Below are 12,579 nucleotides of genomic sequence, written 5' to 3'. Positions count from 1 at the left end.
GATGAAAGTGCATCATTGTCCGGGTTGCGGCACGCCGCTCCCTTTCGAAAGCCTGGCATGCCTTTGCGGCATGGAGCTAAGCTACGATCCGGAAAACGACCGGATGCTGCCGCTGGCCGATGCCTGCGGCAACCGTCAGCAGGTGGGCTGCAACTGGCAGGCCGCGACGCCCGGCGGGCTGTGCCGCTCCTGCGAGATGACGGCGGTCATTCCCGACACGTTCCACGGCGACAACCGGGACCTGTGGGCGGCGAGCGAGCGCGCCAAGCGCTGGGTGCTGGCCAATCTCATGCGGCTCGGCTGGTTCACGTCGAGCGATGACGGCCCCCGCCCGGTGTTCCATCTTCTGGCCGAGGAGACCGCGGCAGGCTCCGTTCCCGTGACGATGGGCCATGCCGAGGGTGTCGTGACCATCAACGTCACGGAGGCCGACGACGCCGAGCGAACGCAACGGCGCACGGCGCTCGGCGAAAGGCTGCGCACGATGATCGGCCATTACCGACACGAACTCGGCCATTTCTTCTTTTTCGAACGGCTGAGCCCGCAGGAAGGGTTCACCGACCGGTTTCGCGCCCTGTTCGGCGATGAGCGGGCTGATTACGGCGAGGCGCTGGAAATCCATTATCGCGACGGCGCGCCACCCGACTGGAACCAGCGCCACGTCACGCCCTACGCGTCGAGCCATCCGCATGAGGACTGGGCGGAGAGTTTCGCCCATCTGCTGCATCTGACCGACCTGACCGACAGTTTCGTCGCCGCGGGGCTGCGATCTGCGGACCTGCCGTCACCGGACTACGAAGCCTATCGCGACCCGGACGGCGAGCGGCTCATCACGGCGGGCGCCGGACTGGGCCTTGCGCTCAACCACGTCAACCGTTCGATGGGGATCCAGGACATCTATCCCTTCGTGCTGACGCCGGTCATTCGCGAGAAGCTGGCCTTCGTCAACGCATGGAGCAGACGCCGCCCGTGAGATCCGGACGGCGCCCCGCATGAACGCCTATTCCTGGATGGCGTAGATGTAATTGACCAGAGACGAGATGCGGCCAAGCGTGTTGATCTCGTTTTCGACCGGGTTGGGGTGGCCGCTGTCCAGCATGAAGCGGTCGCCCCAGACGGGCATTCCCGTGCCATGCGGGCCGGGCTGCCGTTCGGCGTTGCGGCCGTCGATCATGTCCATGAGTTCCTGATAGGGGAAGACACCGTCCCGGCGCGCCGAAACCTTCGTCAGGTCAGGCACGGGAACGCTCATATAGGCGGCCACTGGCCCGTCGCCATGTCCGCTCTGGCCATGACAGGCGGCGCAGGCCTGCTGGAATTCGATTTCACCGGCCGTCATTTGAGCGGCGGCCGTTCCCGGAAGGGCAAATGCCGAAATCGCGATCAGGGCAAGTGTCGTTTTCTTGTTCATTGTCTCACTCCTCCACGTGTCGATGAAGCCGGCGGCCGACGCGACTTGCGTCCCGACCTCAGGCGCATCGCGAAGCCAGATTAGCCTGCGGGCGGGGAGGCGTTGTTGACAGGGGTCAATGGAGTGTGACGCTAGGGCAGGTCCGGTGCCGCGAATCGTCCGCGCCGAGAGCTCAAGGCATCCGACAGGCCAGGAATCTGCCGGCCGGCAGGCGGTTTGACGCGGGTATGGCTTGTGAACAGCGGCGTAACACCCGTAAGCTGCCGTAAAGCGACTCGGAGAGGAATAACCATGCCCCACAAGTTCAAGATTGTTGCGCGCAAGGACGGCCAGTTCGGCGTCCAGTTTCTCTACAACTCGGAAATCATGGTCTGGTCGGAAAGCTACAAGGCCAAGGCAAGCGCGCAGAACTGCATCGATTCACTGAAGAAGAACGCGCCGGGCGCGCCGATCGTGGATCTGACGAAGGGCGAGGAAGGGTCCGGGTACCGTTGGGAAATCGCTGGCTCCAAGGACGGCCAGTTCTTCAACCGCTTCGTCGCGTCCAATGGCGAGACGATGGTGCGTTCGGAAACCTACACCGACAAGCGCAACGCGATCGGCTGCGCGGAAAGCGTCGGCAAGAACGGCCCGGACGCGGACACCGAAGACGAGAGCTGACACGCTCTTCGACGCCTGTCCCGCGACAGGCGTCGAAGTCGCAGCCCGGTCGAGCCGAGATGCGCTCGAGAGCCGGGATCGGGCTGAACCGATCCCGGTACTTAAGCGCGCATGGCGTGCTTCTCGATGAATTCATAAGCCGATGCCCGAATTTCATTCGGGAAAGCGTGGCCGACCTCGGGGAAATGCGCTTCGACAGACCCGTCGATGCCACGGTCGCGTAGCCGTTCCCGGGCCCTCAGGATGATCTCCTTCTGACGGTCGAACGGAAACACGTCATCGAAGACGGGGACGTTCAAGAAGAGCTTGCCGGTGTTGTGGCAAGCCAGAATCTCGTCGAAATCAAACCCCAGCCGCTCCGCGGACAGGCCGAAACGGCTTTCGATCAACGGCATGTACTTGTCGGCCCGGGCCCAACCTGTGAGGTCGCCGGTCTTCGAGGCTTCGGCGTATGTATGGAAGCTGCCGAAGCCGGCGCTTGATACAGACGCGACAACCCTGGGGTCTTGCGCGCCTACGAACAGGCTGTTCGATCCCCCCAGCGAGTGGCCGATCGACACGAAATCGCATTGCGGCTCCTCCGTCATCGCCGCGCAGACATTCATCGCGACCACATGGTTGGCGATGCCCTTGGCCGTGACGCTTTCATAGCCGAATTCGTCGTAGATCCGCCGCCAGTCGATCTCATAGTCGCCGAAGAGCGGGTAGTCCGGTGCAATGACCGCGAATCCCCGCATCGCGAGCTCACGGCCGTAATGCATGTCCTCCCGGCCGCCAGGCCCGACGACCTCGCGCCGGCCAAGCGCCTGGGGTATGGTGGTCTGATGCAGGGCGAGGACGGCCGTCCGAAAGCCGCGACGGTCCGGCAGGAGGACAGTCGCCGGAACTTCAAGCGTCTCGTCGACGGAATAGCGGATTTCGAGCCGGGCCATCCCGTCAAGCCGGGTTTCGGACACGACCTCGTACTCGCAGGCGTCCAGCCTGTCTTGTGGCAGGCTCCCGCTGATCCTTTCGAGGCACTCGCAGCTGATCACGTCTCGCACCATCCGATTTGTCGTCCGATCTTTCCATCTCATCGACAAGCGTGTTGAAATCGCGTCATTCCGTCCGAGGCCGGTCTTAGCATGTGCAGATGTGATGGTGGCCGGGCGATTCAATACCCTGACCGGGCCGGGTGCGGCCCGGGTGAACTTCACCGGCCGGCCAATCTGCGCGTCTCTCAGAGTTCGCCGAACGCATCCCAGTTCGTGGTGACATAGGTTTTCCTGTCAGGCCGGAACTCGGACGGAAATTCGGGCGCGGCCTCGATCTTGACGTCCCGTCTCAGATCGAAGCCCTCGGTCTCGATGAGCTGGAACTGCGCCTCGGGCACGACGCCCGACACGATGATGCTCAGGCGGCATGTGTCGCCTTGCCTCGGGTCGATGGACTCGCCGTCGACATGGACCCGGCTGACCCGATCGTTCTCGACGAGGAACAACAGGCTCGGCGCCTCGCCGTTCGCGAGGGCTGTGCTTTCGACCAGGGCGTCATAGTCCTCGACGCTTCGAGCGACGCGAGCGGGAACCGCCACGCGCGTCGGCACGAAGGAGAAGGGCTGCGGTATCGTGCGCTGGCTCAGTTGCACGGTCTTGAGGGGATAGGGGTTCGGAGCGCCATCATCCAGATGGGTCTTGTAGTATCGGGCGTAGGTGTTGATCTGCAGGTCGTAAACGCTCAACCGCGTCGCGATGTAGAACGTGCCTTCCAGGGATTCGGTGTCGGGATCCAGGTTGATCGTCTGGCGAAAGATGGTCATCCGGCGTCGCGGGCGCGTCATCTTGTAGACGACGGCGCCGAGCAGGAGACTGGGCAGCAGGATGGATAAAAACTTGAGAAGTATCTCGATCGCCCGGCTGTAGGGCACCTGCCGGAACGTCTCGCTGATCTCGCCGCCCAGGATCGCATAGAAGCTGTCGACCGCCAGCGTCATCGGATCCGTCAGCATGCCGCCGGAAGTCAGAAAGGTCAGCAAAGCCATGACGCCGACCGAAAGGGCGGCCGCAACCGCGACGAGAAACACGAAGAATCCGATCACGCCAGCGAGGCTCAGCCTGGCCAGGAAGGTGCGCTCGTCATCAACCGATCGAGGATGCTTCGCCCGTCTCATGGTCGGCATTTTCCTCCTTGGGTTGAATCAGCCATCGGAACAACTGGAATTGTTGGAGGATCAGACGCCGTGACGCAACTCGCACGGGTGCGATCTGCACCTTCCGTCGCCGGCTCCTGATCGACACGGCAAAAGAGGATTGCCTCTGAACCTGTCGTGAAACAGCAGTGTTCCAGGCGAATCAGGGCATCCGCGCTGGATGTCGGTCTGTGGAGGTATGCCCGGTGCGAAGGTCAGGCGGTTCGCCGAAGCGCTGGCCGATGGTCACTGACCCTGGATGGTGCTGCCGGAGAGATTTGAACTCTCGGCCTCTCCCTTACCAAGGGAGTGCTCTACCCCTGAGCTACGGCAGCGTGTCCGGGAAAATCGTGGCCGGCTTCTGCCACAAGCGGTTTGGGAGCGCAAGGCGTAATCACCGGCAATTCACATTGCGTGTTCAAGCCTTGCCCATTGGCGGGCTTCTGGCCGGGGCTTTGCCGTTGCCGCGAAATACGTCATAGCTTCAGGCATGGCCAAGGTTTCGGACAAGAGCGATCGGGAAGAAAGGCTGGCGCAGCAACTGCGCGCCAATCTGGCCCGGCGCAAGGCGCAGGCGCGCGCGAAGCGGGCCGGCGACGCCGATTCGCGGCCGGAGGGCCTCAATGCCGCGGGCGAGAGCGACGCAGGCGAAAGCGACGATCAGGCCTGACGTCGTCACGCCGCGGTGCTCGATGTCGACTTTATGGGCACAAATTGCGCAAATTTTCCACTTGATCAAAAATTGATCATGAGCTTCGATGTGCGCCGCAGCATCAATCATGGTGCAAAGACAGATCCAGGGAGACCGACGTGATCAAGAAACTCTTCATGGCGGCCGCGGTGCTGGCCGCCGCCGTCTCGCAGGCCGGAGCGCAGGAGAAGGTCTCCTATGCGCTCGACTGGAAATTCGAGGGACCGGCCGCGCCCTATCTCATCGCCATCGACAAGGGCTATTTCGAAGCCGAGGGCCTGTCCGTGGAGATCGCCGAGGGCGCGGGCTCGCTCGACGCCATCCCGAAAGTCGCCACCGGCGCCTACAAGTTCGGCCTGGCAGACATCAACTCGCTGATGCGCTTCCTCGACCAGAACCCCGGCGCGCCGGTCACCGCGATCATGATGATCTATGACAGCCCGCCCTTCGCGGTCGTCGGCCGCAAGGATCTCGGCATCGAGGCGCCGAAGGACCTGGAAGGCAAGGTGCTGGGCGCGCCGCCGCCGGACGGCGCATGGGCGCAGTTCCCGATCTTCGCCGCCGAGAACGATCTCGACATGGACAAGATCACGGTCGAGCCGGTCGGGTTCCCGACGCGCGAGCCGATGCTTGCCGAAGGCAAGGTGGCCGCTGTGACGGGCTATTCCTTCTCCTCGACCCTGAACCTGAAGCGTCTCGGCATTCCGCTGGAAGAGCAGACCGTGCTTCTGATGACGGATTACGGCGTCGCCCTCTACGGCAACGCCATCCTCGTCAACACGGATTATGCCAAGGAAAAGCCGGAACTGGTCAAGGGTTTCGTCAAGGCCGTGGCCATGGGCTGGAAGGACGCCGTCGCCGACCCGGCAGCGGCGATCGAGTACCTGACCAAGCGCAATCCGGCCGCCGACGCCTCGCTTGAGACCGAGCGCCTGGAGATGTCGATCGCCGACAACGTGCTGACCGACTACGTGAAGGAAAACGGGCTCGGCGGCATCGACGACGAACGCATGGCTAAGTCCATCGAGCAGACCAAGTCGGTCTACGAGTTCCAGACCGAGCCGGACGCTTCGCTCTATTTCGACCCGTCCTTTCTGCCGGCTGAGCCTTTCATGCTGCAGTAACGACAATCCTGCCGCCCGCCGGTTTTTCGGCGGGCGGATTTCTCTGCGGGGGCGCGGGTGGCCAATCTCATCGAAATCAAGGGCGTGACGCACGCCTACCGGACACCGAACGGGCCGCTGCCGGTGCTCGAAAATCTCAATGTCGCGGTGCCGGAAGGCGAATTCTGCGCCGTGGTCGGGCCGTCGGGCTGCGGCAAGTCGACGCTGACGCGGCTGATCGCCGGGCTGATGAAGCCGGACGAGGGCGAAGTCTGGCTGCATGGCGAACTGGTGAAGGGGCCGCGCAAGACCGTCGGCATGGCCTTCCAGAACCCGGTGCTGCTGGAATGGCGGACCATCCTGCAAAACGTCATCCTGCCGCTCGAAATCGTGGCGCCCTCCATGCCGAAGCGCGATCGCGAGGCCCGGGCGCTCGAATTGCTGTCCATGGTCGGGCTCGAGGGCTTCGAAACGAAACGGCCTTCTGAACTGTCCGGCGGGATGCGCCAGCGCGCCTCTTTGTGCCGGGCGATCGTCCACAAGCCCGACGTGCTCATCATGGACGAACCCTTCGGCGCGCTCGACGCCTTCACGCGCGAGGATCTGTGGCAGACCATGCATGACCTGCGCGCGAAGGAGCCGTTCACCTGCGTCCTGATCACCCACGACCTGCGCGAGAGCGTCTTTCTCGGCGACCAGGTGATCGTGCTCTCGGGACGGCCCGCGACCACCCAATATGTGCTCGACGTCACCTATCCGGGACCGCGGGTGATCGACGGGCTCTACACGCCGGAATGTTCCGACATGCTGCATACGCTGCGCGACCAGATCCGCATCGCCCAGGGGCGCTCCGAGGAGGAAGCGGCATGAACGACGCGCTGCGCAAGATCGGCGTTCCAATCGCCGCGATCGTCGTCTTCCTCATCCTCTGGGAACTGCTCGTCTGGGCCAATGGCTGGCCGAACTACAAGATGGCGTCGCCCTCAGACCTGCCGCCGGCCTTCGCGAAATACTGGAACCTGTTCCTGATCATGAGCTGGCAGACGCTGTGGCGCACGGTCGCCGGCCTCGCCATTGCCGTGCTCGTGGGCACGTTCCTTGGCATGCTGATGGGCTTTTCCAGGATCATGCGTGCGGCGCTCTATCCGCTGCTTGTCGGCTTCAACGCCATTCCGAAGGCGACCCTCGTGCCGGTGATCGCGCTGATCTTCATCGGTCAGCACAATTTCAACACCGTGCTGATGGCCTTCATGATCTCGTTCTTCCCGATCGCGGTGTCGGTGGGCATCGGCCTGTCGACGCTTGAGCCGGAATATCGCGACATCCTGCGTTCGCTCGGGGCTTCGCGCTACACGATCTTCACGAAGATCGCCCTGCCGAAGACGCTGCCGGAATTCTTCGGCGCGCTGAAAGTCGCCGTGACGCTCGCCTTCATCGGCACGAACCTGGTGGAGATCGTCTCCCCGCACGGGCGCGGCCTGGGCGCGCTGTTCAAATCCGGCGAGACGAATGGCGATTATCCGCTGATGTTCGCCGTGCTGATCGCGCTCGCCTTCCTCGGCATCGTGCTCTACTACGCCGTGGTCTTCCTGGAGCGGACTTTTGCGGGCTGGGCGGAACGCGCCGAACACTGACGCCGCTGCCGGCCGATCCTATTCGGCCGGCGTGCCCTCCGCCTGCGGCGTGCGTCCCATCAGTTCTTCGATGAAGAGGCTGATCAGTTGCGGACGGCCGGTGACGCCGGCCTTGCGGTAGATGGCGTTGAGCTGCGCCTTGACCGTGCCGTCGCGGGTGTTGCGCACGCCGGCAATGTCGTTGATCGACAGGCCCTTGATCGCCAGAAGCGCGACGTCGCGCTCGGACGTGGTCAGGTCCCACTCGTCGAAATGCTCGGCCAGCAATTCCTGGAAGGCGCCGGAGGCGGCCTGGAGCTGCCGTTCGATGCGGGTGTTGCGGGCCGCAAGCCTGAAGATCTCGCGGCCCGTGAAGACGAGGCTGACGAGCAGAGCGGTGACGACCGCATATTCGAACATGTCGTTCTCGCGCAGGCTCGTGCGGCTTTCCCAGCCGGCGAGATCGGCCAGCATCTCGAAGCCGAGAAACGTGGCGCACAGGCCCTGCAGGACAAAGAGCCCGGTCAGTCCGAGGCGTTTGGCGGCGAGTGCCGGCATCGTCATCTCCGCTTTCGATCGTGCCGTCGCTAGCTAGCGCGGGCGCTTCCGTTACGCAATGAAAGGGCTGCCGGGTTGGCCGCCGGCAGCCCTCGACCGACGATCAGTCGTCGTCGGTTTCCTCGTCACCCTCGTCGTCATTGTCGATCTTGAGGACCTTGCCGGTCTCCGGATCGATGCCGATCTCGGCGCTCGTGCCGTTCATCACGACCTCGGCTTCGATGACGCCGTCCTCCGTCTCGATATCGTCGACCGTGCCGCCGAGCGCCTCCAGCTTGTCGCGGATGGCGGTCTCGGTCGTCCCGACCATGTCGCCGACGGCAATGCCGGTCGCTGCGGTGGCGGGGGCCTGGAAGGCGATCGCGGCGAAGGGTAGGGCGAGCGGCAGGACGAGCAGGGGGATGATGCGTTTCATGGGGTCTTCCTTTCGTTTCGTTTTCGGTCCGTATCGGACGCGACGAAACTGGGAATGAAACGGTGCACCCGCCATTGACCGGAGGTTGGTAAACCGGCTCCTATAACCGAAGTTTAGGCGCCGATTTCGAGCGCTGCGCGATGGTTTATGCGCGTCGGCATATCGTGATCGTGGAGAAGGGCGGCGTTGCCTTGAAGCGGCCATGGCGATGCGTTAAACGCCGAAAACCTGCACTTCAGGCTCGTTCGAGCCCGCCGAGGGGATTGGAAAAGCACATATGGACCAGATCAGAATCACGGGCGGCAATGCGCTCAACGGCGTCATTCCGATTTCCGGCGCGAAGAACGCGAGCCTGCCGCTGATGATCGCGAGCCTGCTGACCGACGACACGCTGACGCTGGAGAACGTGCCGCATCTGGCGGATGTGGAATCGCTGATCCGCATCCTGTCCAATCACGGCGTCGATTATTCGGTCACCGGCCGTCGGCAGTCGGAGGCGTCCGACTATGCGCGCACCGTGCATTTCACCGCGCGCAACATCGTCGACATCACCGCGCCTTACGAGCTCGTCTCCAAGATGCGGGCGAGCTTCTGGGTGATCGGGCCGCTTCTGGCACGCATGGGCGAGGCGCGCGTCTCGCTGCCCGGCGGCTGCGCCATCGGCACGCGTCCGGTCGATCTCTTCATCTCCTGCCTGGAGGCGCTCGGCGCCGACATCGACATCCAGAGCGGCTATGTGCACGCGACGGCCAAGAACGGGCTGATCGGCACGCGCTACCGTTTCCCCAAAGTGTCGGTCGGCGCGACCCATGTGGCGCTGATGGCGGCCGTGCTCGCCAAGGGCGACACGATCCTCGAGAACCCGGCGCGCGAGCCGGAAGTCGTCAATCTCGCGGAATGCCTCAACGCAATGGGTGCCAGGATTGAAGGCGCCGGCAGCGAGGAAATCCGCATCACCGGCGTCACGTCGCTGTCGGGCGCGCGCCACAGGGTGATCCCCGACCGGATCGAGACCGGAACCTATGCGATGGCCGTCGGCATGACCGGCGGCGACGTCGTTCTGAAGGGCGCGCGGGCCGACCTGCTCGACAGCGCGCTCGACGTGCTGCGCGAGGCGGGCATCGAGATCACCGATGTCGAGGACGGCATTCGCGTCTATCGCAACGGCAACGGGCTGATGCCGGTGGACGTGCGCACCGATCCCTATCCCGGATTTCCGACCGACCTGCAGGCGCAGTTCATGGGCCTGATGACGCGCGCCAACGGCACGTCGCGCATCACCGAGACGATTTTCGAAAACCGCTTCATGCATGTGCAGGAGCTTGCGCGGCTGGGCGCGGACATTTCGCTGTCCGGCCAGCAGGCGACCGTGCACGGCGTTCCGGTCCTCAAGGGCGCGCCCGTCATGGCGACGGATCTGCGCGCCTCGGTGTCGCTGGTCATCGCCGGCCTGGCGGCGGAAGGCGAGACGGTGGTCAATCGCGTCTACCATCTCGATCGCGGCTTCGAGCGGCTCGAAGCCAAGTTGCAGGCCTGCGGTGCGGATATCGAACGCGTTTCCGGCTGACGCGCGACATCAACCGCAATCGGGGCTTGCGGTCCGGTTGCGTTGCAGCATGGAAAGCCGTATCAGCACAGCCAATTGACAGCGTGCGACGCGCGGTCTCCCTGGTGTCGAAGACAATGGACCGGCTCAAACTGATGGCCCTGGATGCGCAAGACCTAGCCGTGATCTCGGCGCAGGTCCAGGACGCCGTGACCCGGCCCGACGCGCTCGACTACCGGCCCCGCGAGAAACGTTTCACCCTCGTTATCAACCGCTTCGCCTGGGACGCGGCCGGGCGCAAGACGCGAGACGGCGAGGGCTATGAGCGCCGCCAGGCCGTGCTGTCCTTTGCGCGTGTGCTCAAGGTGCGTACAAACGGCGTGCGACGCGGCGATGACGGCCAGGTGCTTTCCTTGCTCGCAATCCGTTTTTCCGAGACGGACGCGCCGGCCGGCACGGTTGAACTGGTCTTTGCCGACGGGCCGATCATCCAGCTCGATGTCGAATGCGTCGAGGCGCAGCTCGAAGATCTCGGCGCCGCCTGGGAAACGCGTTTCAAGCCGCGCCACCCCGTAGCCTGATCCAGCGGAGAACCGATTTGCCGCTCCTTCTCAATGCCAGTGATGCCGATTTCGACTCCCGGTTCGCCGAGCTTCTCGCCACCAAGCGCGAGGTTTCGGAGGACGTGGACGCGACCGTGCGCGCGATCCTCGACGATGTGCGGACGCGCGGCGACGCGGCAGTGGCCGAATACACCAGGAAATTCGATCGCCTCGACCTGGCCGAAACCGCGATGCGCGTCGGCGAGGACGAGATCGAGGCGGCGCTGGAAGCGGCCGACCCCTCGGTGGTCGATGCGCTGCGGCTGGCGCGCGACCGGATACGCTCGCACCATGAGCGGCAGATGCCGAAGGACGACATCTATGTCGATCCGATCGGCGTTCGGCTCGGCTCGCGCTGGACGGCGGTCGAGGCCGTCGGCCTCTACGTGCCGGGCGGAACGGCCTCCTATCCGAGTTCGGTGCTGATGAACGCGGTGCCGGCGGTCGTGGCCGGTGTGGAACGGATCGCGATGGTGGTGCCGTCGCCGGGCGGCGTGCTCAACCCGCTGGTGCTGGTGGCCGCGCATCTGGCCGGCGTTCGCGAGATCTACCGGATCGGCGGCGCGCAGGCGATCGCCGCGCTGGCCTACGGCACGGAGACGATCGCGCCGGTCGCCAAGATCGTCGGACCGGGCAACGCTTTTGTCGCCGCGGCCAAGCGGCGGGTGTTCGGCACGGTCGGCATCGACATGATCGCGGGTCCGTCGGAAGTGCTTGTCATGGCCGACGGCGAGAACGATCCCGACTGGATCGCGGCCGACCTGCTCGCCCAGGCCGAGCATGACACGGCGGCGCAGTCGATTCTGATCACCGATGACGCCGACTTCGCGTCGCGCGTGACGGACGCGGTCGAGGCGCAGTTGAAGTCGCTGCCGCGCGCGGAGACGGCGGCGGCGAGTTGGCGCGATTACGGCGCGATCATCCAGGTCGAGGCGGTCGACAGCGATCAGGCCTTCACCATCGCCAACCGCATTGCGGCGGAGCATCTGGAACTGGCCTTCGACGGCGCGGAAGACGCGGTCGCCAAGGTGCGCAACGCCGGCGCGATCTTTATCGGCCGCTATACGCCGGAAGTGATCGGCGACTATGTCGGCGGATCGAACCACGTTCTGCCGACGGCGCGCTCGGCCCGGTTCTCCTCGGGCCTGTCGGTCATGGATTTCGTCAAGCGGACCTCGCTTCTGCAACTCGGCCCCGACCAGTTGCGCGAACTCGCGCCGGCCGCGATCGCGCTGGCGGAAGCCGAGGGCCTCGATGCGCATGGCCGTTCGGTTGCCATCCGGCTCAACCTGTAGCGGTTCGGTTTGCGGCGATGGCGGACGGCGAAACACTCGGACCCGATGCACGACTGATCGATGTCGTCCTCGACGAGTCGATCGGCCGGTCCACGCCGGATGTCGAGCATGAGCGCGCCGTCGCGATCTTCGACCTGCTGGAAGAAAACAGGTTCCGGGTCGTCGGCGACGAGGCCAGCGGGCCCTACAAGCTGTCGCTTTCCATCGTCGAGGGGCGGCTGGTCTTCGACGTCACCCGCGAAGACGGCGAAAAGGTCGCCACGCACATCCTGGCCCTCGGGCCGTTCCGGCGAATCATCAAGGACTACTACATGATCTGCGACAGCTATTACGAGGCGATCAAGATGTCGACGCCCGGCCAGATCGAGACGATCGACATGGCGCGGCGCGGCGTCCACAACGAGGGATCGCAAACGCTGATGGATCGGCTGGCCGGCAAGGTCGAGATGGACTTCGACACGGCGCGGCGGCTGTTCACGCTGGTCTGCGTGCTGCACTGGCGCGGCTGACGCCTCGGC

At 64.4% G+C, this 12,579-nt stretch carries 15 protein-coding genes, 1 tRNA gene and 1 pseudogene; 10 read left to right on the top strand and 7 right to left on the bottom strand.

The window, feature by feature from the left end:
• The first annotated feature begins 1 nt into the window (after position 1).
• On the top strand, positions 2-973 hold the full coding sequence (locus MRY80_RS04505; RefSeq protein WP_293288473.1) for a putative zinc-binding metallopeptidase: 972 nt from the start codon (positions 2-4) through the stop codon (positions 971-973).
• 27 nt (positions 974-1,000) lie between these two features.
• Here the strand turns inward: MRY80_RS04505 and MRY80_RS04500 are convergent, their stop codons facing one another.
• A complete protein-coding gene (locus MRY80_RS04500; protein WP_293288471.1) occupies positions 1,001-1,411 on the bottom strand; it encodes a c-type cytochrome in 411 nt (136 codons plus the stop codon).
• Positions 1,412-1,702: 291 nt separating this feature from the next.
• Here MRY80_RS04500 and MRY80_RS04495 point away from each other — a divergent pair.
• Both MRY80_RS04495 and MRY80_RS04490 read left to right on the top strand, forming a co-directional pair.
• Positions 1,703-1,876, top strand: a pseudogene (locus MRY80_RS04495) (DUF1508 domain-containing protein); the annotation flags it as partial.
• A complete protein-coding gene (locus MRY80_RS04490; RefSeq protein ID WP_293289602.1) occupies positions 1,865-2,071 on the top strand; it encodes a DUF1508 domain-containing protein in 207 nt (68 codons plus the stop codon). The pseudogene MRY80_RS04495 and the gene MRY80_RS04490, both read left to right, overlap by 12 nt.
• 101 nt (positions 2,072-2,172) lie before the next feature.
• On the opposite strand, the gene MRY80_RS04485 is transcribed toward MRY80_RS04490, so the two are convergent.
• The 4 genes from MRY80_RS04485 to MRY80_RS27265 form a co-directional block, all read right to left on the bottom strand.
• Positions 2,173-3,267, bottom strand: a complete 1,095-nt coding sequence (locus tag MRY80_RS04485) for a hypothetical protein (protein WP_293288469.1) — start codon at positions 3,265-3,267, stop codon at positions 2,173-2,175.
• A 23-nt stretch (positions 3,268-3,290) separates the two neighbouring features.
• Positions 3,291-4,220, bottom strand: coding sequence for a hypothetical protein (locus MRY80_RS04480; RefSeq protein WP_293288467.1), 930 nt, complete (start codon positions 4,218-4,220; stop codon positions 3,291-3,293).
• A gap of 278 nt (positions 4,221-4,498) precedes the next feature.
• Positions 4,499-4,573, bottom strand: a tRNA-Thr gene (locus MRY80_RS04475).
• 149 nt (positions 4,574-4,722) lie between these two features.
• Positions 4,723-5,019 (bottom strand): hypothetical protein, encoded by a 297-nt coding sequence (locus tag MRY80_RS27265; protein WP_346433379.1) that lies wholly within the window; start codon positions 5,017-5,019, stop codon positions 4,723-4,725.
• 29 nt (positions 5,020-5,048) lie between these two features.
• On the opposite strand from MRY80_RS27265, the gene MRY80_RS04465 reads away from it, so the two are divergent.
• From MRY80_RS04465 to MRY80_RS04455, 3 genes are read left to right on the top strand one after another with little or no spacing between them, the layout of a single operon-like run.
• The gene (locus MRY80_RS04465) at positions 5,049-6,053 is read left to right on the top strand and encodes an ABC transporter substrate-binding protein (protein ID WP_293288463.1); all 1,005 of its coding nucleotides are present in this window, start codon (positions 5,049-5,051) and stop codon (positions 6,051-6,053) included.
• 57 nt (positions 6,054-6,110) lie between these two features.
• Positions 6,111-6,902, top strand: a complete 792-nt coding sequence (locus MRY80_RS04460) for an ABC transporter ATP-binding protein (RefSeq protein WP_293288461.1) — start codon at positions 6,111-6,113, stop codon at positions 6,900-6,902.
• The gene (locus MRY80_RS04455; RefSeq protein WP_293288459.1) at positions 6,899-7,666 is read left to right on the top strand and encodes an ABC transporter permease; all 768 of its coding nucleotides are present in this window, start codon (positions 6,899-6,901) and stop codon (positions 7,664-7,666) included. Before MRY80_RS04460 ends, MRY80_RS04455 begins: the two co-directional genes overlap by 4 nt.
• An 18-nt stretch (positions 7,667-7,684) precedes the next feature.
• On the opposite strand, the gene MRY80_RS04450 is transcribed toward MRY80_RS04455, so the two are convergent.
• Positions 7,685-8,203, bottom strand: coding sequence for a LuxR family transcriptional regulator (locus tag MRY80_RS04450; protein WP_293288458.1), 519 nt, complete (start codon positions 8,201-8,203; stop codon positions 7,685-7,687).
• 103 nt (positions 8,204-8,306) lie between these two features.
• Complete coding sequence (locus tag MRY80_RS04445; protein WP_293288456.1) at positions 8,307-8,618, bottom strand: PepSY domain-containing protein; 312 nt, start codon at positions 8,616-8,618, stop codon at positions 8,307-8,309.
• Positions 8,619-8,895: 277 nt separating this feature from the next.
• On the opposite strand from MRY80_RS04445, the gene murA reads away from it, so the two are divergent.
• The 4 genes from murA to MRY80_RS04425 all read left to right on the top strand — a co-directional run bounded on the left by murA (position 8,896) and on the right by MRY80_RS04425 (position 12,570).
• Positions 8,896-10,185: a UDP-N-acetylglucosamine 1-carboxyvinyltransferase gene (murA, locus tag MRY80_RS04440; RefSeq protein WP_293288454.1), complete on the top strand. Its 1,290-nt coding sequence runs from the start codon at positions 8,896-8,898 to the stop codon at positions 10,183-10,185.
• Positions 10,186-10,301: 116 nt separating this feature from the next.
• On the top strand, positions 10,302-10,745 hold the full coding sequence (locus MRY80_RS04435; protein ID WP_293288453.1) for a DUF2948 family protein: 444 nt from the start codon (positions 10,302-10,304) through the stop codon (positions 10,743-10,745).
• A gap of 17 nt (positions 10,746-10,762) precedes the next feature.
• Positions 10,763-12,061 carry a histidinol dehydrogenase gene (gene hisD, locus MRY80_RS04430; protein WP_293288452.1) on the top strand — a complete coding sequence of 433 codons (1,299 nt, stop codon included), beginning with the start codon at positions 10,763-10,765 and terminating at the stop codon, positions 12,059-12,061.
• 17 nt (positions 12,062-12,078) lie between these two features.
• Positions 12,079-12,570, top strand: a complete 492-nt coding sequence (locus MRY80_RS04425) for a UPF0262 family protein (protein ID WP_293288451.1) — start codon at positions 12,079-12,081, stop codon at positions 12,568-12,570.
• Positions 12,571-12,579 lie beyond the last annotated feature (9 nt).

This window comes from Oricola sp., from assembly GCF_022763245.1.
GTDB lineage: Bacteria > Pseudomonadota > Alphaproteobacteria > Rhizobiales > Rhizobiaceae > Oricola.
Note: the sequence above shows the minus strand (reverse complement) of the source record. Positions and strands in the feature narration are given on the sequence as shown.

Bases quoted from the DNA above. Each gene is read 5' to 3' on its own strand.
- MRY80_RS04425 (WP_293288451.1), top strand. From the start codon at position 12,079: ATGGCGGACGGCGAAACACTCGGACCCGATGCACGACTGATCGATGTC.
- MRY80_RS04435 (WP_293288453.1), top strand. From the start codon at position 10,302: ATGGACCGGCTCAAACTGATGGCCCTGGATGCGCAAGACCTAGCCGTG.
- MRY80_RS04500 (WP_293288471.1), bottom strand. From the start codon at position 1,411: ATGAACAAGAAAACGACACTTGCCCTGATCGCGATTTCGGCATTTGCC.
- MRY80_RS04450 (WP_293288458.1), bottom strand. From the start codon at position 8,203: ATGCCGGCACTCGCCGCCAAACGCCTCGGACTGACCGGGCTCTTTGTC.
- MRY80_RS04505 (WP_293288473.1), top strand. From the start codon at position 2: ATGAAAGTGCATCATTGTCCGGGTTGCGGCACGCCGCTCCCTTTCGAA.
- MRY80_RS04480 (WP_293288467.1), bottom strand. From the start codon at position 4,220: ATGAGACGGGCGAAGCATCCTCGATCGGTTGATGACGAGCGCACCTTC.
- MRY80_RS04445 (WP_293288456.1), bottom strand. From the start codon at position 8,618: ATGAAACGCATCATCCCCCTGCTCGTCCTGCCGCTCGCCCTACCCTTC.
- murA (WP_293288454.1), top strand. From the start codon at position 8,896: ATGGACCAGATCAGAATCACGGGCGGCAATGCGCTCAACGGCGTCATT.
- MRY80_RS04455 (WP_293288459.1), top strand. From the start codon at position 6,899: ATGAACGACGCGCTGCGCAAGATCGGCGTTCCAATCGCCGCGATCGTC.
- MRY80_RS27265 (WP_346433379.1), bottom strand. From the start codon at position 5,019: ATGATTGATGCTGCGGCGCACATCGAAGCTCATGATCAATTTTTGATC.